This window comes from Fluviicola taffensis DSM 16823 (assembly GCF_943372375.1).
Lineage (GTDB): Bacteria > Bacteroidota > Bacteroidia > Flavobacteriales_D > Crocinitomicaceae > Fluviicola > Fluviicola taffensis_A.
This window is the reverse complement of sequence record NZ_CALRYJ010000003.1, coordinates 81,529-106,680: the sequence shown is the minus strand read 5'-3', so window position 1 is coordinate 106,680 and position 25,152 is coordinate 81,529. Positions and strand designations below refer to the sequence as shown.

The window sequence follows — 25,152 nt, the reverse complement described above, 5'->3', positions numbered from 1 at the left end:
TTTATTCGGATAGAACCAAGTACTCAACTCTCCATGAATAAGTTGCTAATAATGCTTTTTGCCTTGCTGTGTGTGGATTCTTATGCCCAGCACTCCCCCGGATTTGATGCCAAAGAGGCTCGGGATTTCATTCAAATCTGCAATTCTTTTACCTATTTGGATTTACATGATTCCGATGATGCCATTATTCCCCAGGAATATACGAGGATTTACACATCTCCGGCAGTTGGAATGGATAACCTGTTTCAGGTTTATGTAAATCAATCGAAAACAAAGGCAGTACTAAATTTCAGAGGTTCTACAGACCAAAAATCAAGTTGGTTGGAGAATATGTATTCGTCTTTGGTTCCGGCAAAAGACACGATATTCAAAGGAGAAACTGCCTTTTTGTATAAATGTGCTGAGGATGAATCTGCCGCAATTCATGCAGGATACATTCTGGGATTGTCTTATTGTGCAGATGATGTTTTGAAACAGATCCGGAATCTGAACAAACAGGGAATTTTCACGATTTATATTACGGGACATTCTCAAGGAGGTGCTTTGGCGCAAATGACAAGAGCCTATTTATACTTCTTGCCTAAATCTAAATTGGATCCTAAGAACGCGTTTAAAGTTTATGCATTTGCAAATCCGATGATCGGAAACAAGGCATTCGCGCAAGAATATCAAAGGCGTTTTGCTGATCCGGGGTATAGTTTCTTAATTCATAATCCGGAAGATATTGTTCCGAAAATGCCCGTTTCGTATAACGATTCTACCTTTTGGAAAAGCAACTTGCAGACGATGCTGTTCGATCGTGAGAATTTCAGTTTTAAAGGAAGTGTGAAAGAAGGTTTACTGAGTATGATGGGAAGTAATGTAGGGAAATTCAATAATGGTATTTCAACTAATGTACAAGGTCAGCTAGTTAAGCTTTTGGGAGATTTCCGTATGCCGAAATACCGGAAAGAATCCAATTTCATGCATACATCCGATCCTATTTTGTTACCACCAACCCAGTATCCGTTGGAATTGAAAGATTCGAGCATCTTGCAGAATGATTCCCTGATGAGAATCTATAAACGGGACGCAAACGGTGTGTTTGAAGAGAAAAGTCTCTACAAAAAGGACAAGGTTCTACTGCAACATAAGCCATATAATTATTACACAGCGCTATTGAAAGTTTACTTCCTTGCGGATTATGACCGGTTGAAGGATAAATATTTTGTGCTCCGGAACGAATAAGTTTTTTGAATATAAGGTCTAGTATGTTAAATCCTGCTGCAGTTTAATGATTCAGCTTGGTTAGTATTTCAACAATTCGTTCTGCAGTTTTCCCATCCCAAAGAGCAGGTAATGAGCCCGTTTTCCAATTTCCGGAGAAACATTTTTTCAACATTTTTTCAATTTCCTTCGGGTCTGTTCCTACAAGTTCATTCGTGCCGTCAGTTACTGTTTCAGGCCGTTCGGTAGTGTCTCTTAAAGTCATACATGGAACTTGCATAACGGTGGTTTCTTCTGTGATCCCTCCGGAATCTGTAACGACTAGTTTTGCTCTTTGCACCAAGTAATTGAATTCAAGATAACCCATTGAGTCAACCATGTGCAAACGAGGATGTGAAATTCCTAATAGTTCAATCATTTTCGCTGTTCGAGGATGTACAGGAAAGACAATCGGACAATCTTCTGAAGAGCTAATGATTTGATCAATCAAAGTCTTAAGCTTTGTTTCCTCATCTACATTGCTCGGACGATGAAGTGTTAATACAAGGTATTCTTTGTCGATCAATTGAAGTTTATCCCACAATTCAGGCTTTTTGAAACGTGGCATTTGTTTGAGAAGTGTATCAATCATCGTATTCCCGACGAAGTGTATTTTTTCTTCCTTGACTCCAATTTTCCGGAGGTTTTCGTTTGCTACTTCGGATGTGGTAAAGAAATAATCACTGATAGCATCTGTTACCAAGCGATTGATCTCTTCTGGCATGGTCCAATCATTTGAACGGATTCCTCCTTCAACATGGGCAACTTTTATTCGTGCTTTTTGCGCCACTATTGCACATGCCATAGTAGAGGTTACATCTCCGACCACTAAAACAAGATCAGTTGGGTTTGTTTCCAGGTATTTTTCGAAACGAATCATGATGGCGGCGGTTTGTTCTGCTTGAGTTCCTCCACCGGCCTGCAGATTTTCATTGGGTTCCGGAATTTCCAATTCGGCAAAAAATTGTCCGGACATTTTCTCATCATAGTGCTGACCGGTATGCACTAAACTATAGCGCAACGAGCTTCCTTCAGCTTGAATCTGATGGATAGCATGAATAATCGGTGCAATTTTCATGAAGTTGGGCCGTGCTCCGGCAATGAGGGTAATATGCATATCAAAGTCTATTAAATTGAAGTAATACGAAAAAGCGGATCAAATGAATTTGTCGTTTAATGCGAGAAGGTTGTTTTACCAATCGATATGCCCACTCCAGGTTGTTCTTCACCCACCATTTTGGTGCACGTTTTACTTTATTGGTGTATACATCAAAACTTCCGCCTAATCCCTGGTAAACGGCAGGATGATGACGATACATTTCCTCCATGAGCAACTCCTGCTTAGGTGATCCCATTGCAACAAAGATGATATCTGGTTTTTTCTCAGCAATATCCAATATCAGATCCTTCCGTTCGTCATCAGACAAATAGCCATTTTTATAGCTTAGAATATTAATTCCTGGGAATTCCTTCCTTAATCGATCAACTGTTTCCTGAATCACCTCATTTGTTCCGCCCAAGAGGTAAAAACTTTTAGTTGGATGGTATTCTTTTACGATATCCAGCCACAATTCACATCCGGGTATTTTTTCTACAGGATTGCAGCCCTTTTTCTTCAATGCCCAAACTGCACCGATGCCATCGGGATAGCCAATATTTCGGTTTATTATTGCTCTTGACTGTTCGGTTGCATGAAGGATTTTTTCAGCATTGACAGCAACCAAAATAGATCGTTGCTCAAAAGCATAATCCATTAACTCCTTTCGTGAAGCAGGAGCGAAACAACGTACATTATTAGTCAATCTACTTTCCATCTTTTGTATTGTTTAGCAAGTAAATCGAGAGTGCGTTGAACATGAAAGCATTGCTCCATCGCATATACGGGATTTTTGAGCTTACTCCTTCTTTCAGCTGGTAATAGAAAAATCCCTTTTTATTAAACAGATGCTCCAATGTCCATTTCACTACCCGATCAGCGAGTTCTTCATGTTTGGTCCAGGATTGCAGTGCATTCAAAGTCACGAAAAGTTGACCGGGACAATGAATGTCTATCGGATATGTTTTATTGTGGTAATACTTTGGGGTCCCATCTTCCAGAAAGAAGTTAGTCAGATAATAATCCATTCCCTTCTCCAAATAGGCATCATAATCATGATCCTGAAAATTCTTGGAATAATGTGCAATTGCATCCAGGTTATATCCCGTATGAAAGCTGTCAATCCACGATTGGACGGGCAACAATCCATAGACCCATGAACCATCTTCTGCCTGACCTGCACAAGCCGCCTCAACAATTTCCTTTGACACCTTTCTATATGCTTCATTCTTCCGGTATGAGTAACAAATGCTTAACAACTTGGCGCCTAATAAGGATGCATTGTAAACGGTGTCATTTCCCTTTAATGGGCTATAAGATAGAATAAAGCCTTTTTTGCCGGGAGTTCTGTTCAAATCATTCAACACGAAATTAGCTGAAGAAAGTGCTGTATTCAAATACTGTTCATTCCCGGTTGCTTCATATGCCTCAAACAATGCCGATGCGCAAAACGTCGTTGCGACAACTGTAGGAGTATTCTTCGGGAACAGAAATAATCGTCTTGCCTGCCAATCGAAGTTATATCCCCAACAAGCACCGGAATAGTCTTTATTCACCATCGTTAATAGCAACTCCGATAATTCATTGATTTTCATTTTGATTTCGTCCGGTTTACCAAATCGATCATCTCCTTTCGATGCCAGCTTATAGAGATTACAATATCCTGAAAGAAAAAGTCCTATGCCTTTGGCATTATGCTCTTTCGGTACCAACAACAACCGACGGAAATTAATCGGGCTTCGCTTGAAACCTTGTATCCACGCCAAACGAGCTAAATCCCAATACTTAAAAGGAAGTGCTTTAAAAATCTTTGAATTGAGTCCATCGTAAGGATCCCAACCTTTGAATTCTTGTGATTCGCAATATTGTTTCAGTGATTTAAACACCTTTTCCACCTCTACAGCCTTATTCATTTCCCAACAACAATTGATAATCTCGTTCTATAGCTCCCACCGATTCCGAAGCAAGGAAGCGACTCCTCGCATAGTTCGCATTGAAGGCACTCATGGTTTGGCTTAGTTCCGGATCACTACTTACCTTCAATAGTGCGTCTGCAAACAGTTGAGCATGCATCTCTTCGATCCGAAATCCCATCACTCCATCTTCAAAGAACTCTGCTAGTGCTCCTGCATTGCTGCAAACAACGGGTAATCCAAATCCCATAGCTTCCAAAACAGAAGTGGGCATACCTTCATAATAAGATGGGAATAGATATACATTACTTTTTCTAAAAACATGCTGTTTTGATTGTCCTTCTACGTGACCTACAAACTCAACATTCTTCAGTTCATTTTCAGTTACATACTTTTTACTATTTTCAAGCTCTTCGCCAATTCCAGCAATGATCAATTCACACTTCACACCTTTACTTTGAAGGATTTGGAAGGCTTCAATTGCGAGATAAATGCCTTTGTTTTTGGAAATAGTTGATAAAAAAAGAATACTGAAAACTCCATCATTTGTATTTAACCCGGAAGTACTTTCCAATAATTCGTCATCAATAAAGGTATTTCCGAGTGTGATCTTGTTCCTGAAACCGAGTTCCGTGAACTTCATGGCGACATGATTAGAAAGCACGCGTATTTGATCCGCTTTAAAGAATGTTTTCTGAAAGAATGTTTTACCTTTTCCTTCAAGCAGGTGTTCATTGTCCGGGTTCCAACCATGCCATTGAACGAATACTTTTTTATTAAAAACTTTGGCTATCCGGATCAAATTTCCATCTCGAAAAACTGCATTTTTCCCCAGAGATGGATTCACATGTACGACATCAATAGAAGTAAAAATCAAGCGGGCAGTAAACCTTAGAAAATCGCTCAGCATAACCACAACTTTTCCGGGAGTAGTTTGTTTCAGACCACTGCGTAATTCAAACACGGAAAAGTCGGATTTACCGTATTTCACGAGTAGCTTATTGAATTCAACTACTCCGCCTTTTTGACTAAAAGAAGGCGTGACAACTAGAATCTTGAGTCCCATCAATACCGTTGTTTTTTTAGCTTGAACCACTTATATATAAAAATCGAAAGTTCTAAGAATTTACTTCGATAGCTGCACCACTCTCCATTGTATTGAATTTTCTTACCTCTGGCAGAATTTTTAAAAACATAGACATTATCAGAAGCATGGCTACTTGGTGGGATACGACCAAAATCAAAGTCCCGCAAGCCTTCAGTCTTTAAGTTTTCAAAAATATACTGCATCAATAAAAATGTTGCTCCACAGTCTCTAGCTAAATTGGAATTGGCAGCAAAAACATCAGAGGCATGTTTTTCATGTATATGAATGATTCGCGCGGCTATTGGGGTTCCGTCTTCATTCGAAACCAATAGTGTTCTAATGCCTGGTGATTGCATCAGTTCTTGAATGGACTTGGCAGAAAGTTGGTAACCAAGTTTTTTCAATTCCGCCATTTCTGTGAACATGGAAACAATTTCATTCACGATTTCAGGAGTAGGTCGGAGGATAGCATCACATTTCAGGTTATTTCGTTCAGCCAATTTTACATTGCGCTTCCAGTTTCGGTTGGTATCTAATTCCCCTTCCAGATCAATTTCTATGGTCAACGGACAAGAGAACATACCAATCGGACGCAAAAAACCGGCCCTTCTTAGACAAATTTCGAACTCTAAATCAGATACTGTGTTAGAATTCAATTCAATTCCGGCATAGTCCAAACCTCTAAGTGCCTTATAAAAAGATTGAATAGCTTCTCCCGATTCCTTTTTGTAACACTCACCTTCGATCCGAAGAATTTTCTTCCGAAAGACAGGGACATTTTCAATAAATCCCCAGGTCAAAATTGCAGGGGACTCTAATTTATCCATGAAAAGGATCACTTCTTTACCTTGTGAACGGATATAATTGTACCATGCCTCAGATTGACTGAAGGGAATCCGATCAAACTCAGCTTGAAGCTCAAAAAAACGAATATGATCTTTACAAATTACCATTTACAACGATTTCTTTTATTTTTCTCAGATTCCCGACTTTAAAGAATCTGATTTCCTTTACTATTCTAAAACCACTTTTTAACTGTACGTTTAAAGCTGGCGTATTTTCTTTAAGCACCAAAGCCAAAACTGCTGAACGACCCCTTTCACTGATTAGTTGCATACGGAACAGGTTCATTTTAGAGTGTAAACCTTTCCCCCGCTGGGTTGGATGGCAAAACGAGTCTTCCAAAAGCGCCTCATTTTGCTGTAACTTGTCCGTCTTATTAAAATAGGACGGATATCCCATCATATTCCATGAGATCCAGGTTGAATAAACGATTTCATCCCCAAGCTTAATTCCATAGCAGGAATATTCCTTCGATTTCAGGCGCGCCTGAAACAAATTCTTTTTCTGCTCGGAAAACGAGTCGGAGCTTTGAAAATCAGCTATTGTCAATTCTTGAATATCGGAAAAATCATACCCCTCCATCTTTCTGTTTAACTCCTCCGCATTCACATTCCATTCCAGTAAATAAAATACCTCGTGCTGAATCCCGAAACGTCTCAAACCGGATTTGATCAATCGCGGAAAGAACTTCCACCCATACTGCTTATATGTATCCCGAATACTCATTTTCCGGAATTTAGAAAAAGTTTTATCAAGAGTACCCCAATACTATCGGAAGCATTTATACCTATGCGTTTAATTTCAAGCGGAGATTCATTCTGTCGGTTGAATCCCGGGTTGGTTGTAAAAGCATATTTTACTCCATATTCTTTCATAAGGGAATGGCAATCGTCATCATACAGTCCATTCGGATATGCAAAAAACGAGATGTCTCCATTCAATTTAGAAGCCATTGTTTGACGAGAAAGATCCATTTCTTCTATCCGTTTCTCCGGTGAGAGGAACTTGAATGGGCTGTGTGTGTGGGTGTGTGATCCGATAATAAATCCATGCTGTTTCAAATGCTGAATTTCATCCCAGTTCATCATCAGTCTGTGATGGGGAAGGGTTGATTCCAGATCCTTCACTTCTTTCAGAAAAACTGGATCAGGCTCCTTACCCAGGTTCAAATTTTTCAAGACCAATTCAGATTTAGCAGATTCCAACCTGGTTGTGCTCACTAAATACCGAATCTTATCGTGCCATAGCCATTGATTGCTATCCGGAATATTGCTGACAATAAAGAATGCTGCTAACAGGTTATACTTGTCCAAAATAGGGAAGGCTATTTCGATATTATCTTTATACCCATCATCAAAGGTTAAAAACACCTGTAGTCCATTATCTGTCGAGTGTTCATAGAAATTAGCCGGGTTTACAAACTTGAAATGCTTTTTAAGCCATTTAGCTTGTTTTTCAAAATTTGCTCGATGACCTGAAGACAATAAACTTCCTCTGCGAATAGCATAATTTGAATAATCCGAAAAGTTGTGATAATTGAGAACCACTAAGACCGCCGTATTGCGATTGCGGAATTTCAGTAGATACACCAATCCAACCAGACGGAAACCGTATCCTACAAGTTCTTTGAGAGCATAATTCAATATGGATTTTAGCCTGCTCATTTAATTAGCCTGTTTGATGTGAACACTTCTAGACTGGCATTTTTATGCAAAGGACTATTGATCAATGCCAAGAGTATGACCATCAGTAAATTAATTTTCAGACTAACGGTGAAATCGGACGAGTAGAAAAAATGCGTGTACAAAAAAATGAAAAGGATCAAACGCCGGAGAATTTTTGTAAGTCCCAATTTCACCGAATGATTCCTTGAAATGATTAACGACATAAAAATGACTGCTAACACAGAGAAAATCCAACCGGCAGAGATGAGGTCTCTGGTAAATCCAACCAATCCATAGCCATAACCTAATCGAAGCATGGTGGATTCTTCTTTAGTCGTTCCATAGCCAACACCAGAGATAAACAATGTCGGGTCAGATAAGGATTTATCGATAATCTGTGTGGTTGTATTCGAGCGTCCGATTGTACGCCCGTATTCATCGGTAGCGGATTCATACTCTTCAGCAAAACTGAAAGAATTTGAAACTACTTCAGAATAGGATTCATTTCCGGATAACGAGTAATTCAATCCCCTTGAATTGAATATTCCGAAAATCAACACCGGAATAAGCAATATCGTTATTGAAACAATCCCAATTAATTTTCGCTTAAAAAAACCACTCTTAATTAAGATCGGGAATGCCATAATTAGAACGATAATAAAGAAAACAGGAAGGGTAAAGTAAATTCCTCGTTTTCCACTTGCATACCCAACTAAGAATGCACTTAGAAAAACCAATAAGAGGATTAGCCATTCTTTCCATAGCATTTGAGACCGGAATAAATAATACAGGAACGCAATACTTGAAACGAATAATGGAAAAATGGTGGCTGTAGTTCCACCTGAGCTGGACATTAAACCAACATATCCCTCGATTTGTTCCCCCAAAAAGAAAATCGTATACAATGATCCAAGGACTTGAATGATAATCATCCACACGGAAAATTTGAGTAGTCTAAACCAGGTCTTTGTATCCAAGCCTAAATTATAAACCTGGACATAAATCAGATACGTATAAATAGTGAACCTTGTGTATAAAAATGTTTCTGTAATAGAATCGGAATTTGTGATTCCTACTAAGAAAGCCGTCAACAAAAAAGCAAAAAACACTTTAGATCCGGGGGTTCTTGGATTCCATTTAAATTGAAACATTATAAATGCAACAATAGCTACATCAACGATATACGTTGCGTCGGGCAGAAAAAACAAGGTGCGTTCCCACATACCTTGCGTATAGACAAAGAATAAGCACAGAAACAATAAATTCAATTTTACTTTGCTCATAATTGTGTACAGAAATCAATTAAGTGATTTGCTTGCTTATCCCACGTATAGGTTGAACTTACAAAATCGATACATGCTTGTTGGTCTACTTTTTTCAAAAGATCGGCATCAATAATTTCGGCTATTTTGTCACTGAGCTCATCAATTTGATTTGCATTCCCCGATTCAAAATAAAAAATTAAATCCGGTCGATCTATAAACACATCCGTAAATGCTTCGATTCTTGGTGCAAGAACTTTTTTCCCCATTGCAAGGTATTCCATCAATTTAATAGGGCTGGAAACACGCCATGCTAAGAAATCCGGAAATGGTAAAACGGGCAAGTCAATCTCCGAAACAATTTGGGGAATCTCACCCAAGGGTATTGCCGGCAATAACTTGCACCATGTATGGATTTTCTGATCCGAAATGTAATTTGGAATACTACTATCGACACAAATTCCAATTTGTACTAATTCGATCCGATAACCTTTGCTAACTAACCTTTCACAGGCTTTAATTAAATGAAGGTTCCCTCTGGATTCAGAAATTCCACCGTGATAAAAAATGATGAAGGGTCGATCTGTTTCGGATTTCGGGTATCGCTTGGGATCGAACAATTCAATATCAACTCCGGAGCTCCAATGAACTGTAGGCTTTTTTGTGTGATAGTCCTTCATGAGGTATTTTTCCATGAATGGGGTAATAAAACTCAATCCATCGAAGTACTTTACTGCCTTTTTGAAACTCCTGTGAAAACGTTTCATATCCGCTTGAAAGGAATCCGGATTGGTTGGAGTTGTGCGGATGTCAATGACAAATTTATTCCCCTTACGAAACAACTTATTAATGAACAAAGCCGGTAAAACATGATTTACCAAATCCTGATTCACGATGATAACATGATTCGATCCGGACACTACTAATTTCAAATTTCGAATAACCACCAATAGTTGAAATTCGATTGATTTGAGGTATCTGTTCTTAAATCTTCCCAAGTAACGGATATGTCCATCGAGCCCGAAGTACACCTTTCTCTCCTTAAAAGTGCAGTAATAGGTCATCGGGACTCCAGCTCGAATGGCAGCTTTAACCACTTCAATCTCTGTAGAGAAATTCGTAACGCGATCCAACTGTTTGGCCTCAAACCAATGAATTTGTCTATTACTCATCAATTCCCATTAATTTAGTAAGTATTGCCATGTTCAGTGCATAGGAGTGATTCGCTTGTGCATAGTCAAAGGCTTTTTTTCCTGTTTTCTCTATAGTATCTGTGTTACCAACCAGTTGACCAATGGTTTTTTCGAGTTCTTCCGGATTTCCGGACACAAAACCGATTTCTTTGTCTGTCAATAAACCATCCGGATTGGAATTCAAACTGACCACCACTACTTTTCTCATCCACGCCTGAACAAACGTATTAGAAAAACCCTCGTATTGACTGGTATTCACCAAGATGTGACTTTGACTTAACTGCTTATTGACCTCGGAATTAGGAATTTCCCCTAAGTAATGAAAGTTCGGAATGTGATCTGCTGCTTTTTGAAGCAACTCCTTATAATCCTTGTTAGGCCTTCCTATCATGGTGAAACTGATGGACTGATTTGTTTTGAATCTTTCAGCTAATTCAACAAACAACTCGGGTTGTTTAATGGCTTTCAGGTTCGCAATCCAGCAAATAGCAATGTGTGAATTGGGTTTGACAATGGTGTCTTCCTGACAAACTTCAGTGGATTGCCTAATTAGTATGCCCTCACGCTGATAAACCGTTTGCAGCTGTTCCTGTTGGTAGCGGTTTTGTGTCAGAATATAGTTAGCAGAACGAAAGGCTTTTTTCACCCATTTATTCTCAATAAAGTCCAAGGGTTTCACTAGAGATACCCGCTGTTGTAATCTGGTCACATCATTATCAGAAGCCAAAGCCCAGATATGTGTGCAGTTATTCTGACGCGCAAAATCGGCAGCGATACCGCTCCAGGAAGAAAAAAATCGGGTGTAAATAACATCCGGCTGGATTCTTTCGAGTTCCGTGATGATTCTTTTTTTGTAAAGAAACCATCTGTCTCCAAAGCGCTTATTCAATTTAATTTTCTTTAATGGGACCAACTGGATGTTTAATCCATTTTTAATGGGCGTTCGATTATCTTCGAAGATGTGATATATCTCGACACGATCAGATTGCTTCTTAAGAAACTCCATCAAAAGCGAAATCTGATATTCAGCTCCACCCATGGATTGTTCATAGTGAGCAGGATGTAAAAACACAATCTTTCTCATTCAATACCTGCGTTTTTCAAGAAATCATCAAAGCCATTAAACCGGGCTTTATGATTCTTTTTGTAGTTTTCGTATGCTGGTCCCAATTGAGCTTTAATAGGTAATTCCGGACATTCATCTGATCCATTCAAAAACAATGGAAACTCTTCCCAAAAATCTTCAATCTTTGGTCGTCTGTTGAATCGTTCCTGAATACTTCTGGCGTATTCCAATGCTTCCTGAACCGATTCCTCTTTTCGTTTCGTAAAATACTCGTCAATAGTGGCAATCACCTTCGCCGGGGCACCGATAGCAACACTATTGGAAGGGATATTTTTAGTTACAACAGAACCAAGACCAATGAAACAATTATCTCCAATGGTAACATTCTTAAGTACTGTGCAATCCATACCGAAACTCACATTGTTTCCTATTTTGATTTTCCCCGAAGAAGCAATAAACTCTTGGTGTGTAGCCAAAAACACTTTTGTAGCATAGTCATGGGTAACCAGTTTACAGTTTTTATTAAACGCTACATCATTACCAATCTCGATTAATGAAGGCCTCGTAGTATCTATTGAAATCGTTTTAAGTCCGGAATAGAACTTGCATCCTTCCCCGATCACAACCCCTCTTTTTCGCAGATAAGCCACGTATCGCTTGGGAGATGTTCTGGCCCAGCGCAACTCGAGATTGCTAAATTTGTTTTTCAAAAATCGTCCTACATTCATGACCGGATTTTTTTAATGAGTACCTTTCCCTTCTCTATGTAATACCCTTGTGTATCATTCTTTATGAAGGCATTAAAGAACAAAAACAAAAGAAAATAGCTAATGGTGTATCCAATGAGCTTAAGTAATGTGTTTTCTATCATGAGACTTAATCCAAAGGCCACAATCATTGCGGCTGTGGGAGCAATAATTTGGAGCAATACGATTTTTAATTGTTGGCTTGGTTTGAATGCGATTAATTGGCCACATACCAGTACATCAATTGTCACAGAGATGTATCTTGCGATCAACTGACCGATCAATATCATTTCAATGGATAGGAGGAAGGTACACAGAATTGCTGCCAAATTCAATCCGTTTCTCAGAAAGGTCAGATTTCGATAAAGAGCAGATTTACCTTCGATTTTAATGATATTTGCATTCAATGTCGTCAGCGGATAAAATAACAAGGACAAAGTCAATAACTGCAAATAAGGTGCTGTTTCCACCCACTTAAGACCAAATACTACCTCCATTAAAGGGTATGCCGAACCGATTATGAAAAAGCACAAAAGGAACTGAATGAATAAAAAGTGATTTAGAACCTTGTCATACATACCTTTCCGAATTGCTTTGTCTTTTTCCTTTGCTAATAAGGGGTACGATGTGGTAAGGATGACTGCGTTAATTCCCTGAAAACAGGCATCATTAATCTTTGAAGCCTGATTGTAAAACCCCAATAGAACGCTCGATTGAAATTTACCAATGAATACCGTGTAGATATTCTGCCCGATTTGATTGGTAAAATAGGACCACAACATATTGTTACTGAATCCTCGCATGGTCTTATATCTCGTCCAATCAAAATGGAAATCAGGACGCCATTTATTCAGAAGAATAATCATGATTAAATTAGTTGCAGCGATTACAAGAGTCTGACAGACGATAGCCCAATAGCCAAAACCATGAAGTGCGAGAATATAGGAGATAACCACTGAAACGATACTGCTGGAAAGTTGTATAATTGCTGAGTGTTTGAATAGCAATTCCTTTCTCATTCTAGTGAATTCCGTCAGTGTAAGTGCTTTTAGAATGATACTTAACGCGATGACACGAGTAATATCCACCAATTCCGATCGTTCAAAAAAAGCGGCTATTAAAGGTGCTGTGAAATACAGTAAACCGTATAGTACAATACTAATGAACATGTTATGACTAAAAATCGTCGAGAAGTCCTTTTTATCCGCATCGGTCTTTACAATCAGATAATCGGCAAACCCGGATTCAGTCAGATTCCATGCAATACCAATGAAAATGGAAAGCATGGCTACCAATCCATAATCATCAGGAGATAGCTGCCTGGCGATCAGTACATTTCCAATAAAACCGATCAGTTGAACCCCGAATCGATTAATTGCACTCCATCTATAATGACTAAACGAGGACATGATTTCTTTTACTAATTTCCTTTGCGGGAACGCCACCAACAATTGTGTATGGTAGCACTGATTTAGTTACAACAGCTCCGGCAGCAACGACGCTTCCTTTCCCAATGGTTACACCATCCAATACCGTAACATTTGCAGCAATCCATACATCATCTTCAATCACGATTCCCACTATTTCAGATCCTTGAGATTTAATCGTTTTGGAACCATCCATAAACTGATGATTTGATCCTACAATGACGCAATTTGGAGCAATAGAACAATCGTTTCCAATGATCACATGATCCAAAATACACGTATTGCGATTAATGGTAGTTCCCCGTCCAATTTGCACCGTCACAGCAGAACGGATAAAAACATTCTCATGAATAAACACATGATCCCGGATTTCAATATTTCTGCCCCTGATTCGGCTGTAATCCTGAATTGTTACATCGTTTCCGAAACGGATTTTCCCCGTTAATCGCACGCGTCTGCCAAAACGAACTTTTTTCGGATTTCCAAAAAGAAAAAACGATCGGATCAGACTTAGTAATTCAATCTTAAGTTCAACAAGTTTATTTTCAAATCTGATATTGTTCATCCCTTATATGAAATACCATTTCAAACTTTCTTTTAATCCGGATGCCAGATCGTGGCTGGGCTCATATCCAAGCAGTTCTTTTGCTTTATCCACACTAGCAAGAGAATGAGGGATATCTCCCTGACGACTCGGTCCAAATTTAATCTCAACAGTTGAAATTTTAGGATCAAACTCACCCAGATGATGCTGGATAAGTTGTGTAACTTGCAACAATGTGGTTCGCTCTCCAACCGCAGTATTGAATACTTGTCCAATAGCCGATTTATCTTCTGTCGTAGCAGCCAAATGATTCATTTGAATGACGTTGTCAATATAGGTGAAATCACGAGTAAATGAACCGTCTCCATTAATTATGGGTGATTCAAATCGCATAAACTGCTGAATGAATTTTGGAATAACCGCGGCATAGGCTCCATCAGGATCCTGGCGAGGACCATAAACATTAAAATAACGCAATCCTATTGTCTCCATTCCATAACTTAATCCAAAGACGTGAGCATACAATTCATTGACGTACTTTGTTACAGCATAAGGTGATAGTGGTTTTCCAATCAGGTCTTCCACCTTTGGCAAATCCTCAGAATCACCATATGTAGAAGAACTGGCAGCATATACAAAGCGTTTGACTCCCGCATCTCTGGCAGCAATAAGCATATTCAAAAATCCGGTAATATTTACCTCATTGGCTGTGGCAGGATCATCTAATGATCTTGGAACAGATCCCAAAGCTGCCTGATGTAAAACAATATCAACATCCTGCACCGCAGTTTGGCAATCGATAACATTGCGAATATCTCCATCTATGAGGTGAAAATTCGGGTGAGATAAAAAAGGAATAATATTCTTCCGGTAACCCGTTGAAAAATTGTCAAGGCAAATGACATTGTTGTCATACTTTAAAAGATCCTCACATAAGTTAGAGCCAATAAAACCTGCTCCCCCGGTAACCAACACTCTTTTATTTTGAATTTTTTGATACATCATTTCTTTTAACATTTTATTGTCGGATGAACAAATGGAGTTGTTGTTAAGAGATACAGATGCTTAATCCTACTAGCATTAAAGTAAGAAACTCTGCGAATGATTCCATGAAAGTCTATAAGAAATTCGGACAGGAAAGAATTGTCTGGCATTGTAATTCTGGCAATTAACGTAACTTTTTTCATTAAACTGAATTTAATAAAAACTCCATTCAGAGTTTACGCTTAGCAAGAGACCTAAAGGTTATAGTATGTGTATTAAGTTAAAGATAACTTATTTTTTAATATCCATTCAGTTCGGGCAAATTATTCAGCTAATGAAATAAAAGTTGCAGCTTCGAAGATGTCAGATGGGGAAAATCAATATGCTTTCTCGGTATCGATCTAAAGGTATGGTTCATCCGAATGGATACCAAACAATTTGGATGTGATGAAAATGGTGACTACTCAAAAGGAATCACCCATCATTGCGAATAGTTTCCGTGCAACGATTTTATCAATCGGAAGAGTCACCGATTCTTCACTTAAGTCCAAAAGATTGACCCAGTGAAGGTTCTCTTTTAGGGATTGGTCCTTAGTCAATTGATCCAGTGCCTGAAGATCGGCTTGTATCCGGTAATAGACAGAAATCACCTGGTCGTATTCAGAGAAGGCGGATACCTGAAAAAAGTCGGTTAGATAAAACAACTCACCGACTTCTATTTCCAGCTCAAATTCTTCTTGAAATTCACGTTTGAGGCAATCGATCATTCCTTCTCCAAATTCCAGTCCGCCTCCGGGAAATTTCGTGAAATTCAGATTCCGGTACGATTCGTCCGAAAGCAGAACTTCCTGCCTTTCATTGATACAAATGCCGTAAACACGAATGTTGAAACGCTGCATCCTATTTGTCCAAAACAGCTAAGATGTTCGGTTTGAAATACAATTCCGATTTCAATACTTTTCCGTCTTCACGGTAAATGGGATTCCCGTCAGCATCCAATTTACTCATGTTTGAACGTTGAATTTCTTCAAATACTTCTGCGATTTTATCTTGTAATCCGTGTTTTAGGATTGTTCCACAAAGAATGTACAACTGATCACCCAAAGCATCCGCAATTTCGACCAGATCACCATTTTTAGCAGCTTCCAAATACTCCTCATTCTCTTCTTTCATCAAGTTGTAACGCAGGGTGATGTCAGCTTCAGACAATTTTGCTGTAGGCTCGTAATTATTTGAAATGTTGAACGCATTGTGAAAAGCTTCAACTGCTGAAATGGTTTCTTTGAGTGTCATTGTTCTTGTGTTTTTTACAAATATAAATCAAATTGAAATTCAAAAGGGGCTTCGACTTCGCTCAGCCACCTTTTGGTATTTCTCATTAGGGATCAAGGAGACTGAGCGAAGTCGAAGTCTCACTTTTTTGAACTCTCTGTAAAGGTCATCACGGGTCTGAAACCAACCATCGGATTTGCTTCTGTAAACTTTTTGGTGCTTTGATTACGGATATCATATCCCGGAGAATTCCAGTCACCTCCAACGGCAATGTTTTTCTCTTGAACCATTTCGGAAACGTTTCCATTCAAGTTATAAACGCCAAATTCATTCGGCAAATAGGATTGAACGGGTGCCGTAACATCTGCATATTCAGCTCCATTTCCCAGGAAGTCGAAATCATTAATTGCTATCCTGAATTTTCCTGTTACGGTATCTCTGGTAATAACTCCGCCGTCAATTTGTAAGAAATTAGCCATCATTTTTCCCTTTTGCGATCTTAAATAAGGAGCATTCCATGCGTAAGGTCTGTACAAACTGGTTCCATTCGCTGCACGAAGAAATTCGGTCCGTTTGGGTAAACGAAAAACAAGGCTTGGGTTTTGGGTGTATTTGCGCCATACCTGGGTGAGCCATTCGCAATATTTTTCCGCTTGTTGACGTGTCAGATTTACCACCGGATAATTTTTGTATGCCTTATGGTTGAAATAGTGTTGAACATATTTATCTCCTTGAAAGTATGCTGAATTCCATTTCGCTGAATCAACCAGAGCCAATTTATATTCATCCATTTTGCCTGCCTTTTTTAAATCATCCAGATATTCTTGATAATTGAAATTGGAAACTTCCATTTTTGACATGAAAAAACCTTCGCAAGCGATTGTATCATTATCTATAATTGTTTTCCCTGGAGGAATATAAGAGAATCCGACTTTCGTTACATTCTTTAATCCTTCCAAATCCAAAACAGGTTTTCTGGGCTTTGAAAAAGAGAAGAATGCGATACTTGCAAGAATAGAAATAAAGATCAGGGAGTTTTTCATAAGAGTAAATTTTGCTTTTGTAAACGTGAATGCATAAAGCTAGTTACAAAAAAACTCTCACCACATGAAGTGATGAGAGTTTTCTTTCGTAAATTATCTGAAGTTTAATGAAACAACTTCGTGATGTAATAAATACCTGCTGCTAACAATCCTGAAACCGGAATCGTTAGGATCCATGCCCAAAGCAAGTTGATTGTCACACCCCATCGAACAGCGCTCAAACGTTTTGTCGCCCCTACACCGATAATGGATCCGGTAATAGTATGTGTCGTTGAAACCGGAATACCTAAGTTAGATACGGTAAACAAAGTCAAAGCACCTGCTGTTTCAGCACAAACACCTTCCAGTGGAGTTACCTTGGTGATTTTTGTTCCCATTGTTTTTACAATTTTCCAACCACCCATCATGGTTCCTAAACCAATCATCAGGTAACAAGAGAATGCAATCCAACCCGGCATGGTTTCCGAATTTACTTTGTCTTTGAGCTTGTGACCACTCAGGAGTTTCCCTTCTTTGTCAACGTAATCGTCAAAGATCGCAGCCTCCATATATTCCTTATTCAGCTGTTTTCCTTTAAAAATAGCATCATGCGTTTTTGCATCGTAGATATCTTCACCTTTGGTATAGATCAAAATGTGGTCTTCTTTTTCAATCTTCAAGGAATCAATATTCTTTGTGTATTCAGGTTTGAATTTCGCCTTTCTACCATCAGCATCTTCAAATTCAATTTGGAACACTTCGGAGATTTGGAACATTTTAGGAATATCACCTGTAATTTGCCCCTGTTCATTGCGTTGCGAATTTGCGAATACCATCAAAGCCGCACAAATAATTCCCATTACTTTTTGAGAATCCGCACCACCATGTCCTAATGAAAAGGCAGCAGATGAAAGTAATTGCAATTTCTTGTACATATTCGATTCCTTCATCGCAGTTTGACGCTTTCCATGCACAATCTGGTACCAAGTGTAGGTCAGGATAAATAGGATGATCATTCCCATGACGATATACATCATTACAGGCTTTACATCTAAGTATTCCACCATGTAATCCATGATGAAAAAAGTAATTGTAGAAAGAATCAGAATGGAGATCATCTTTTTAGCAAAGCTCCTGCTTACGGTAATCATGGCAATCACAAAGGCAATGATACCCCCGATAAATGGTGCCAAGAAAATGAATAAGGTAACTTTGATGATTTCAGTAGAAGCAATCACATCAAATCCTGCATGGGCTACAGCAGCACCTGCAAATCCACCAATTAAGGTATGAGATGAAGAGGATGGAATTCCTAACCACCAGGTTAGTAGGTTCCAGATCATTGCTGCGATTAATCCTGCTAAGATTACATATAAATCGATAGCACTATTGTCTACTGTTTTTGCTACTGTATTTCCGACACTCATATCGAATACCCAGAAAGCGACTACGTTAAAAACAGCTGCCCAAACAACCGCTTGAAAAGGAGTCAGTACTTTGGTGGAAACAACTGTAGCAATTGAATTTGCTGCATCATGGAAACCATTTACCAAATCAAATAATAAGGCAATGATAATGATGACAATTAATAGTGTAAACATGTCTTTAATTGGTTTACAATTAGTATTAAGCGTATTTTACAACGATGGATTCGATTACATTTCCAGCATCCTCACATTTGTCCGTTGCAACCTCCATCGTTTGGTAGATCTCACGTTTCTTGATCAGGCTTTTTGCATCCACATCTGAATCGAATAATTTTTCAATACTTAAATCAAAAATATCATCTGCCTGGTTTTCAACGTAATTGATTTTGATGACACACTCAACGATTTTTTGGGTGTTTTTCAAGTTGCGAAGTTCTTTCACAGCTGCATTTACTGCTAGTACCGCATCATGAATTGCATCAGCCATCTTCAAAATCCCTTGATCATCATTTGGAATCACTTTGTAGAAGTTGATTTTTTTCGCAGAGGCATAAATATAATCAGCGATATCATCCAAAGATGTAGCTAGTGCGTGAATATCTTCACGATCAAAAGGGGTAATGAAATTTCTTCCTAACTCAACAAAGATCTTGTGTGTTAAATCATCATTTTGATGCTCCAAATCTTCCATTTCCTTGATAATGGATGCTCTTTTATTGTAATCAGATTCGTTTACACATAATACCAACTTCCCAGCGATTGCTTCCAAGTTTTGAGAAGCCTCTTCAAATAGGGAATAAAACACTTTGTCTTTTGGTAAGAAAAACTTTAAAAATCCTGATGCCATTTTACTAAACTTAATATTGTTGCCGCAAATGTAATCCTAGTTTATTGAGGATGTTTCCCGGAAAGCAAATGTTAACGAAATGGTAAAGTTGAGATATCTCGATGCTTTTGTGATGCCTTATTACCTAAAGTGTCAGTGTTTGAGATGTTTAAGATGTTCTTAATGTTAAGGGAATATTAAGAAGTGGTTTTTAGAAAGAAAAGAAACGGATTTAAAATGGAGGATTTGGATTGGAAAAATGAGTAAAAAGAATCAGTATGTTAAGTGAATGTTAAATATGTTACCAAAAAATTAAACTATTATTTATCATGTGTTAATTTAATGTGAAGCCATTAGTTTTGCCGAAAAAATAAAAGAAACTTCTTTATTAAGCCTTCATTTATGAAACAAATTTTACTGTTAAGCGCATTATTTGCCAGTAATGTGATTTTTTCCCAAAAGAAAATCGACCTTTCAATCTTAACTAAACCACAGAAGGGTATTGAGTTTGTGGGAAAAGACTCCCTGTTTTCAATGCGGCTTCAATTCCGTATGCAAAACAGAGCGGCATTTTTAACTAGGAGTGATGAAGATTTTTCTGCCGGTTCATACGAATTTCGAGTGCGAAGACTAAGATTGAAACTGGAAGGATTCGTTTACAGTCCGAAATTGACTTACAAAGTGCAGTTGGCATTCTCAAGAGGAGATATGGATTGGGATATGACACAAGAATCTGCAGTTAATACCAGTGTGAATATTGTTCGGGATGCTGTAATTTATTATGAACCACTTAAAAATTTAAAGTTTGGTTTCGGTCAAACAAAGCTACCTGGAAACAGACAACGGGTTATTTCATCCGGAGATCAACAGTTTGCAGATCGTTCAATTGTTAATGCGACCTTTACAATTGACCGTGATTTTGGATTCTTCGGTTCATATAAAAGTAAGTATTTCGCGGTTTTGGGATCATTGACTTCAGGAGAAGGAAGAAATAGCAGTGGATCGAATAGTGGTTTGAGTTATACAGGAAGAGTTGAGGCCTTACCTTTTGGATCGTTTACAGATAAAAATGACTATCAGGAAGGAGATTTGGAACGTGAGCAAAAACCTAAGTTGTCTATTGGTGTATCGTATAATTTCAATGACGATGCAATGCGCGCAGGAGGACAATTGGGACGAGATTTATATACCAAAACCGATATGACCACATTATCCCTCGATTTATTGTTTAAGTATAAGGGTTTTGCACTTTATAGCGAATTCATGCAACGTGATTGTTCCAATCCGATAACCTATACTTCAGATAGTTTGAGTGTCCAACCGATTTATGCAGGTAACGGTTTTTTACAGCAAATCAGCTATTTGTTTAAATCAAACTGGGAAATAGCTTTAAGATATGCTGAAGTGACTCCGTTCTCTTCTGTTTATAATGATCCTGTTTTCACCGGAGTCAATCTCAAAAAGAACCAAGAATTTCAATTGGGAGTGACAAAATATCTATACGGACATAGAGTGAAAGTACAAGGGAACTTATTGTATCAGCTTACAAATGATTTGCGTGCAAAAACAGAAGCGGGGAAATTTGGTGCAATTTTTCAAATCGAACTAGGAATATAGATCGAACTGGGAGTATAAAAAATCAGTTGGGGGTGAGTCTATCAGGATGCCCCCATTTTTATCGATCGCCTCTGAATTTATATCCAATTCCTTTCACGGTTTGGATATAGTCATCCCCGATTTTTTCACGCAGTTTTCGGACATGAACATCAATCGTTCGATCACCAACAACGATGTCGGTTCCCCAAACACGTTCCAGGATTACATCCCGTTCAAAGACAACCTCAGGTCGTGAAGCCAAAAGGGAAAGTAGTTCAAATTCTTTTTTAGGAAGGTGAAGTGTTTCTCCATTTTTAATGACCAGATACTTCTCCCGGTTGATAACCAAATCAGGTGTACCTGTAGGTTTAGCCTGAACAGATTCCTTTCTTCGCAATAGTGCATGAACACGACTGATTAGAACCCGTGGCTTGATCGGTTTTGAGATGTAATCATCTGCTCCTGCATCCAACCCGGCGATCTGACTATAGTCTTCGTTGCGAGCTGTCAAAAAACAGATCAATACATTTTCCAAACCTTTTGTATTTCGAATTTGGTCGCAGACTTCGATTCCATCCATACCGGGCATCATCACATCGAGAATCACCAGATCGGGTTTCTCCTCTTTGCATATGCTAATGCCGGTTTGACCGTTTTCGGCAAGAAAGACTTTGAATCCTTCTTTCTTTAGATTGTACCCAAGAATTTCTCGGATATCCTCTTCATCATCAACTATTAAAATTTTATCCATTCTTAATCAGTTCTAGATACTTTCAAAGGTAAGAAAGTATTTTGAGTAGACCGGTGATTCCTGAATTATATTCAGTCGACTAAAACGGGGTAGTAAAAATAATGGCTTGTATCAAGTGTTTCAGATTGAAATTGTTAAAAAATCCGTTCATCAATCATTTCATCCATTCAACATTAAAAAGCGGTTCTTTTTTTTATCAAAAAAATGCGCTTTCTTGGAATCTTAATTCGGCAGGATACTTGACTAGGGTTTATTTTAACTGACCTAATTAGCGCCTAATCTGTTCAATTTTAGATGTAATTGACTAATCAGTGAATTATTTAACGTAAGCATTAGACATTCGTTTAATCCATTCTTTAAATCCTTTAATTGTCCTTTTTTGTAAGTCTCTTTCAAAAGTGCAAAACCAATGTGTTTATGCCTTACCTTTGATGCAGTAGTAGTAGGTTAGGTTGATTAGTGTGATAAGAGCTTGAGGCGCCCGTCTTGAGCTCTTATCTTTTTTAGTTCAGTTCATCTATTTTTTAGAGATCATTTATCCCGAAACTATTTCTTGCTATCTTCACAAAAACAATCATTTTAGAATGAAACCAAAGGCTAGAATATTATTGGTTGAGGATGACGCCAATTTGGGATTTGTTATCTCCGATCAATTGAAATCAGAAGGTTATCAGGTAGTGCTATGCACCAATGGAATGGATGGTCATATGCGTTTTTCCGAAGATGAGTTTCATTTGTGCATTTTTGATGTCATGATGCCAAAGAAAGATGGATTTACCCTAGCCCGTGAAATTCGCACGATGAATCAAGATATTCCGATCATTTTCCTCACGGCAAAAGCAATGACAGAAGATAAGATCGCAGGATTCAATGCCGGTGGAGACGATTATCTGACAAAACCCTTTTCGTTTGACGAACTTTCAGTACGCGTGAAAGCGCTCCTTAAACGGGTCAACATCAAGGATGAACCGGAAGAAAAAATCGTTCAAATCGGTTCCTATGTTTTCGATACGGAGAACTTCACGTTAAAGCACCCAGAGTTTGAAAAAACACTGACAAAAAAGGAGGCTATGGTCTTGAAAATCCTTTGTAAATATAAAAATGCAGTTGTTCCCCGGGAAAATATTTTGACGGCAGTTTGGGGACAGGATGACTATTTTGCAGGCAGGAGTATGGATGTTTTTATTACCAAACTGAGAAAGTACTTTTCCATGGATGATAAGATCGCGATTTCAAATATTCATGGGATCGGTTTCAAATTGGAAGTTCTTCCTTAAAGTCGAATCCGAATAAGATAACATGGCATTGATTTTACATATTGAAACGGCAACGAAAGTATGTTCTGTTGCATTGTCCTTGAATGGGGAAATGGTCCAAATTCAAGAATTTAAGGATGAAGGGTATTCTCATGGAGAACAACTCACGGTTTTGATTCAAAAGGCATTCGATTTGCAAGGGATTACGGCGCAGGATTTGTCTGCAGTCTCTATCTCAGCAGGACCGGGTTCTTATACCGGGCTCCGAATCGGAGTTTCCACAGCTAAGGGCTTGTGTTATGCCTTGAATATTCCGCTTATTTCAGTTGATACGCTTCAAGCGATGGCTGAAGTTGCCCGAATTTGCTACCCGACATCTAATCTTTGTCCGATGATCGATGCGCGAAGAATGGAAGTTTTTTCATTGGTCACCAATTTTGATGCGGAGATTCTGAAACCGGTAAGTGCGGATGTCCTGGATGAGAGTTCTTATTCGGATTTTGAACCCTTTGTCTGTTTTGGTGATGGTGCTCAAAAGATGGAAGAGCTTTGGGAGGACAGAAATATTGAGTTTGATTTGGATCTGGATCCTTCAGCAAAAGGACAAATTTCGATCGCATACCACAAGTTTTTAAAACAGGAATTTGAAGATGTCGCGTATTTTGAGCCGGCTTATCTGAAAGAGTTTTATCAGGCGCCGCCTAAAAAAGCTTAAGCTTCTTTCCTTACACGGAATGAAGGCAGGAAAACAGCTATTATTCCTATCAGAGGCAGGAAGGAACAGATGTGGTAGACTTCAATAATTCCGCGTTTATCAATCAAATCTCCCAGGAAAGCAGCACCGATTCCGCCCATTCCGAAAGCAAAACCATAAAACATTCCGGAGATCATTCCGATTCTTCCCGGAAGTAATTCCTGTGCATACACGAGAATAGACGGGAAAGCGGAAGCGAGGATGAAACCTGCACATGCCAGACAAACAATGGTTCCTGTAAGGTTCATATATGGTAGAAGCAGCGTGAAAGGCGCGGCACCCAAAATTGAAAACCAGATGATATTCCTGCGACCATATTTATCGCCCGCCAATCCTCCGATTACCGTACCAAGGGTAATTGCAAAAAGATAGACGGCTAATAATAATTGTCCCTGGCTTCCAACGAGATTAAAACGCTCTTTGGCATAAAAAATCAGGTAACTTGAAATGCTGGCCGTGTAGAAGTATTTGGAAAAAAGCAATACCAGCAGGATTCCGACTGAGATGTAAACGCGTTGTTTGGAAAGTTGATGGCTTACGATTCGGGCTTTTGTGTTTTTCAAATGTTCCTGCAAATAACCTTTGTACCAGCGACTGACAAAAAGCAGGATTCCAAATCCGGCTACTCCGGCAATGACGAAAAGCAAGGTGTATTTTTGTCCGAAAGGCAGAACACACAGCGCCACCAGAACAGGTCCGAGAGCCGTACCTCCGTTTCCGCCTAATTGAAAAATGGCTTGCGCGAGACTTCGTCTTCCCCCGGATGCAGAATAGGCAACACGGGAAGCTTCCGGATGAAAAACCGATGATGCCAAACCGATGCAGCAGGCGGCTGTCAGGGTCATGGTGAAATTCTCAGAATAGGACAAAACAATGATTCCGACAATGGCAAACAACATTCCGAAACTGAATGAATAGGGTTGTGGGTATTTGTCTGTAATGGAACCTACAATAGGTTGAAAAAGCGAAGAGGTGATCTGAAATGCAAACATGATGAATCCGACCTGTCCGTAATCCAGATGCTGGGTTTCCTTGATTAAAGGGAATAAAGGTTGTAAGACTCCCTGGATCAAATCGTTCAGTAAATGCCCGAAAGCAATTGCAAAAAGAATCGGATAGGCGGTTTTGGTTGAGTCGTACGATTTTGTATCCGCTTTCATACCCCAAAATTAACGCTT

25 protein-coding genes are annotated in these 25,152 nt (G+C 38.8%); 4 read left to right on the top strand and 21 right to left on the bottom strand.

Annotation, left to right across the window (positions count from 1 at the left end; genetic code table 11):
• Positions 1-33: 33 nt before the first annotated feature.
• Positions 34-1,227, top strand: a complete 1,194-nt coding sequence (locus AAG807_RS06220) for a hypothetical protein (protein WP_341901664.1) — start codon at positions 34-36, stop codon at positions 1,225-1,227.
• A 43-nt stretch (positions 1,228-1,270) separates the two neighbouring features.
• Here AAG807_RS06220 and wecB read toward each other — a convergent pair whose 3' ends face one another.
• The 19 genes from wecB to AAG807_RS06125 form a co-directional block, all read right to left on the bottom strand.
• Positions 1,271-2,362 (bottom strand): UDP-N-acetylglucosamine 2-epimerase (non-hydrolyzing), encoded by a 1,092-nt coding sequence (gene wecB, locus AAG807_RS06215; protein WP_341901663.1) that lies wholly within the window; start codon positions 2,360-2,362, stop codon positions 1,271-1,273.
• A gap of 1 nt (position 2,363) precedes the next feature.
• Positions 2,364-3,059, bottom strand: a complete 696-nt coding sequence (locus tag AAG807_RS06210) for a WecB/TagA/CpsF family glycosyltransferase (protein WP_341901662.1) — start codon at positions 3,057-3,059, stop codon at positions 2,364-2,366.
• Positions 3,049-4,254, bottom strand: coding sequence for a delta-aminolevulinic acid dehydratase (locus AAG807_RS06205; protein ID WP_341901660.1), 1,206 nt, complete (start codon positions 4,252-4,254; stop codon positions 3,049-3,051). The genes AAG807_RS06210 and AAG807_RS06205 overlap by 11 nt, the downstream gene beginning before the upstream one ends.
• On the bottom strand, positions 4,247-5,320 hold the full coding sequence (locus AAG807_RS06200; protein WP_341901658.1) for a glycosyltransferase family 4 protein: 1,074 nt from the start codon (positions 5,318-5,320) through the stop codon (positions 4,247-4,249). Before AAG807_RS06200 ends, AAG807_RS06205 begins: the two co-directional genes overlap by 8 nt.
• Positions 5,320-6,294, bottom strand: a complete 975-nt coding sequence (locus AAG807_RS06195) for a GNAT family N-acetyltransferase (protein WP_341901657.1) — start codon at positions 6,292-6,294, stop codon at positions 5,320-5,322. The genes AAG807_RS06200 and AAG807_RS06195 overlap by 1 nt, the downstream gene beginning before the upstream one ends.
• The gene (locus AAG807_RS06190; protein ID WP_341901655.1) at positions 6,281-6,910 is read right to left on the bottom strand and encodes a hypothetical protein; all 630 of its coding nucleotides are present in this window, start codon (positions 6,908-6,910) and stop codon (positions 6,281-6,283) included. The genes AAG807_RS06195 and AAG807_RS06190 overlap by 14 nt, the downstream gene beginning before the upstream one ends.
• Positions 6,907-7,848 carry a polysaccharide deacetylase family protein gene (locus AAG807_RS06185; protein WP_341901653.1) on the bottom strand — a complete coding sequence of 314 codons (942 nt, stop codon included), beginning with the start codon at positions 7,846-7,848 and terminating at the stop codon, positions 6,907-6,909. The genes AAG807_RS06190 and AAG807_RS06185 overlap by 4 nt, the downstream gene beginning before the upstream one ends.
• Positions 7,845-9,131 (bottom strand): hypothetical protein, encoded by a 1,287-nt coding sequence (locus AAG807_RS06180; RefSeq protein ID WP_341901651.1) that lies wholly within the window; start codon positions 9,129-9,131, stop codon positions 7,845-7,847. Before AAG807_RS06180 ends, AAG807_RS06185 begins: the two co-directional genes overlap by 4 nt.
• Entirely contained in the window at positions 9,128-10,282 is a 1,155-nt protein-coding gene (locus AAG807_RS06175; protein WP_341901649.1) for a glycosyltransferase, read from the bottom strand. The genes AAG807_RS06180 and AAG807_RS06175 overlap by 4 nt, the downstream gene beginning before the upstream one ends.
• A complete protein-coding gene (locus AAG807_RS06170; protein WP_341901647.1) occupies positions 10,275-11,387 on the bottom strand; it encodes a glycosyltransferase family 4 protein in 1,113 nt (370 codons plus the stop codon). Before AAG807_RS06170 ends, AAG807_RS06175 begins: the two co-directional genes overlap by 8 nt.
• Positions 11,384-12,097 carry an acyltransferase gene (locus AAG807_RS06165; RefSeq protein WP_341901645.1) on the bottom strand — a complete coding sequence of 238 codons (714 nt, stop codon included), beginning with the start codon at positions 12,095-12,097 and terminating at the stop codon, positions 11,384-11,386. The genes AAG807_RS06170 and AAG807_RS06165 overlap by 4 nt, the downstream gene beginning before the upstream one ends.
• Positions 12,094-13,524, bottom strand: a complete 1,431-nt coding sequence (locus AAG807_RS06160; protein WP_341901643.1) for a lipopolysaccharide biosynthesis protein — start codon at positions 13,522-13,524, stop codon at positions 12,094-12,096. The genes AAG807_RS06165 and AAG807_RS06160 overlap by 4 nt, the downstream gene beginning before the upstream one ends.
• Positions 13,511-14,107, bottom strand: coding sequence for an acyltransferase (locus tag AAG807_RS06155; RefSeq protein ID WP_341901641.1), 597 nt, complete (start codon positions 14,105-14,107; stop codon positions 13,511-13,513). The genes AAG807_RS06160 and AAG807_RS06155 overlap by 14 nt, the downstream gene beginning before the upstream one ends.
• Positions 14,108-14,110: 3 nt before the next feature.
• Positions 14,111-15,088 (bottom strand): SDR family oxidoreductase, encoded by a 978-nt coding sequence (locus AAG807_RS06150; protein WP_341902001.1) that lies wholly within the window; start codon positions 15,086-15,088, stop codon positions 14,111-14,113.
• Positions 15,089-15,534: 446 nt separating this feature from the next.
• The gene (locus AAG807_RS06145) at positions 15,535-15,969 is read right to left on the bottom strand and encodes an NUDIX domain-containing protein (RefSeq protein WP_341901639.1); all 435 of its coding nucleotides are present in this window, start codon (positions 15,967-15,969) and stop codon (positions 15,535-15,537) included.
• Between the two features lies 1 nt (position 15,970).
• Positions 15,971-16,363 (bottom strand): nucleoside triphosphate pyrophosphohydrolase family protein, encoded by a 393-nt coding sequence (locus AAG807_RS06140; RefSeq protein WP_341901637.1) that lies wholly within the window; start codon positions 16,361-16,363, stop codon positions 15,971-15,973.
• Positions 16,364-16,482: 119 nt separating this feature from the next.
• Entirely contained in the window at positions 16,483-17,385 is a 903-nt protein-coding gene (locus AAG807_RS06135; protein WP_341901634.1) for an SUMF1/EgtB/PvdO family nonheme iron enzyme, read from the bottom strand.
• Between the two features lie 104 nt (positions 17,386-17,489).
• Positions 17,490-18,965, bottom strand: coding sequence for an inorganic phosphate transporter (locus tag AAG807_RS06130; RefSeq protein ID WP_341901632.1), 1,476 nt, complete (start codon positions 18,963-18,965; stop codon positions 17,490-17,492).
• A gap of 25 nt (positions 18,966-18,990) precedes the next feature.
• Positions 18,991-19,638 carry a DUF47 family protein gene (locus AAG807_RS06125; RefSeq protein ID WP_341901631.1) on the bottom strand — a complete coding sequence of 216 codons (648 nt, stop codon included), beginning with the start codon at positions 19,636-19,638 and terminating at the stop codon, positions 18,991-18,993.
• A 381-nt stretch (positions 19,639-20,019) separates the two neighbouring features.
• On the opposite strand from AAG807_RS06125, the gene AAG807_RS06120 reads away from it, so the two are divergent.
• The gene (locus tag AAG807_RS06120; RefSeq protein WP_341901630.1) at positions 20,020-21,234 is read left to right on the top strand and encodes a porin; all 1,215 of its coding nucleotides are present in this window, start codon (positions 20,020-20,022) and stop codon (positions 21,232-21,234) included.
• A gap of 58 nt (positions 21,235-21,292) precedes the next feature.
• Here the strand turns inward: AAG807_RS06120 and AAG807_RS06115 are convergent, their stop codons facing one another.
• Positions 21,293-21,964, bottom strand: coding sequence for a response regulator transcription factor (locus AAG807_RS06115; RefSeq protein ID WP_341901629.1), 672 nt, complete (start codon positions 21,962-21,964; stop codon positions 21,293-21,295).
• A 584-nt stretch (positions 21,965-22,548) separates the two neighbouring features.
• On the opposite strand from AAG807_RS06115, the gene AAG807_RS06110 reads away from it, so the two are divergent.
• On the top strand, positions 22,549-23,241 hold the full coding sequence (locus tag AAG807_RS06110; protein ID WP_341901627.1) for a response regulator transcription factor: 693 nt from the start codon (positions 22,549-22,551) through the stop codon (positions 23,239-23,241).
• 22 nt (positions 23,242-23,263) lie between these two features.
• Positions 23,264-23,935 carry a tRNA (adenosine(37)-N6)-threonylcarbamoyltransferase complex dimerization subunit type 1 TsaB gene (tsaB, locus tag AAG807_RS06105; RefSeq protein WP_341901625.1) on the top strand — a complete coding sequence of 224 codons (672 nt, stop codon included), beginning with the start codon at positions 23,264-23,266 and terminating at the stop codon, positions 23,933-23,935.
• On the opposite strand, the gene AAG807_RS06100 is transcribed toward tsaB, so the two are convergent.
• The gene (locus AAG807_RS06100; protein ID WP_341901623.1) at positions 23,932-25,134 is read right to left on the bottom strand and encodes an MFS transporter; all 1,203 of its coding nucleotides are present in this window, start codon (positions 25,132-25,134) and stop codon (positions 23,932-23,934) included. The two genes, tsaB and AAG807_RS06100, sit on opposite strands and share 4 nt — an antisense overlap.
• Positions 25,135-25,152: the final 18 nt, after the last annotated feature.

What these genes read in the sequence shown, in the direction of transcription:
- AAG807_RS06220 (WP_341901664.1), top strand. Translation starts at nt 34, where the DNA reads ATGAATAAGTTGCTAATAATGCTTTTTGCCTTGCTGTGTGTGGATTCT.
- wecB (WP_341901663.1), bottom strand. Translation starts at nt 2,362, where the DNA reads ATGCATATTACCCTCATTGCCGGAGCACGGCCCAACTTCATGAAAATT.
- AAG807_RS06210 (WP_341901662.1), bottom strand. Translation starts at nt 3,059, where the DNA reads ATGGAAAGTAGATTGACTAATAATGTACGTTGTTTCGCTCCTGCTTCA.
- AAG807_RS06205 (WP_341901660.1), bottom strand. Translation starts at nt 4,254, where the DNA reads ATGAATAAGGCTGTAGAGGTGGAAAAGGTGTTTAAATCACTGAAACAA.
- AAG807_RS06200 (WP_341901658.1), bottom strand. Translation starts at nt 5,320, where the DNA reads ATGGGACTCAAGATTCTAGTTGTCACGCCTTCTTTTAGTCAAAAAGGC.
- AAG807_RS06195 (WP_341901657.1), bottom strand. Translation starts at nt 6,294, where the DNA reads ATGGTAATTTGTAAAGATCATATTCGTTTTTTTGAGCTTCAAGCTGAG.
- AAG807_RS06190 (WP_341901655.1), bottom strand. Translation starts at nt 6,910, where the DNA reads ATGAGTATTCGGGATACATATAAGCAGTATGGGTGGAAGTTCTTTCCG.
- AAG807_RS06185 (WP_341901653.1), bottom strand. Translation starts at nt 7,848, where the DNA reads ATGAGCAGGCTAAAATCCATATTGAATTATGCTCTCAAAGAACTTGTA.
- AAG807_RS06180 (WP_341901651.1), bottom strand. Translation starts at nt 9,131, where the DNA reads ATGAGCAAAGTAAAATTGAATTTATTGTTTCTGTGCTTATTCTTTGTC.
- AAG807_RS06175 (WP_341901649.1), bottom strand. Translation starts at nt 10,282, where the DNA reads ATGAGTAATAGACAAATTCATTGGTTTGAGGCCAAACAGTTGGATCGC.
- AAG807_RS06170 (WP_341901647.1), bottom strand. Translation starts at nt 11,387, where the DNA reads ATGAGAAAGATTGTGTTTTTACATCCTGCTCACTATGAACAATCCATG.
- AAG807_RS06165 (WP_341901645.1), bottom strand. Translation starts at nt 12,097, where the DNA reads ATGAATGTAGGACGATTTTTGAAAAACAAATTTAGCAATCTCGAGTTG.
- AAG807_RS06160 (WP_341901643.1), bottom strand. Translation starts at nt 13,524, where the DNA reads ATGTCCTCGTTTAGTCATTATAGATGGAGTGCAATTAATCGATTCGGG.
- AAG807_RS06155 (WP_341901641.1), bottom strand. Translation starts at nt 14,107, where the DNA reads ATGAACAATATCAGATTTGAAAATAAACTTGTTGAACTTAAGATTGAA.
- AAG807_RS06150 (WP_341902001.1), bottom strand. Translation starts at nt 15,088, where the DNA reads ATGTATCAAAAAATTCAAAATAAAAGAGTGTTGGTTACCGGGGGAGCA.
- AAG807_RS06145 (WP_341901639.1), bottom strand. Translation starts at nt 15,969, where the DNA reads ATGCAGCGTTTCAACATTCGTGTTTACGGCATTTGTATCAATGAAAGG.
- AAG807_RS06140 (WP_341901637.1), bottom strand. Translation starts at nt 16,363, where the DNA reads ATGACACTCAAAGAAACCATTTCAGCAGTTGAAGCTTTTCACAATGCG.
- AAG807_RS06135 (WP_341901634.1), bottom strand. Translation starts at nt 17,385, where the DNA reads ATGAAAAACTCCCTGATCTTTATTTCTATTCTTGCAAGTATCGCATTC.
- AAG807_RS06130 (WP_341901632.1), bottom strand. Translation starts at nt 18,965, where the DNA reads ATGTTTACACTATTAATTGTCATCATTATCATTGCCTTATTATTTGAT.
- AAG807_RS06125 (WP_341901631.1), bottom strand. Translation starts at nt 19,638, where the DNA reads ATGGCATCAGGATTTTTAAAGTTTTTCTTACCAAAAGACAAAGTGTTT.
- AAG807_RS06120 (WP_341901630.1), top strand. Translation starts at nt 20,020, where the DNA reads ATGAAACAAATTTTACTGTTAAGCGCATTATTTGCCAGTAATGTGATT.
- AAG807_RS06115 (WP_341901629.1), bottom strand. Translation starts at nt 21,964, where the DNA reads ATGGATAAAATTTTAATAGTTGATGATGAAGAGGATATCCGAGAAATT.
- AAG807_RS06110 (WP_341901627.1), top strand. Translation starts at nt 22,549, where the DNA reads ATGAAACCAAAGGCTAGAATATTATTGGTTGAGGATGACGCCAATTTG.
- tsaB (WP_341901625.1), top strand. Translation starts at nt 23,264, where the DNA reads ATGGCATTGATTTTACATATTGAAACGGCAACGAAAGTATGTTCTGTT.
- AAG807_RS06100 (WP_341901623.1), bottom strand. Translation starts at nt 25,134, where the DNA reads ATGAAAGCGGATACAAAATCGTACGACTCAACCAAAACCGCCTATCCG.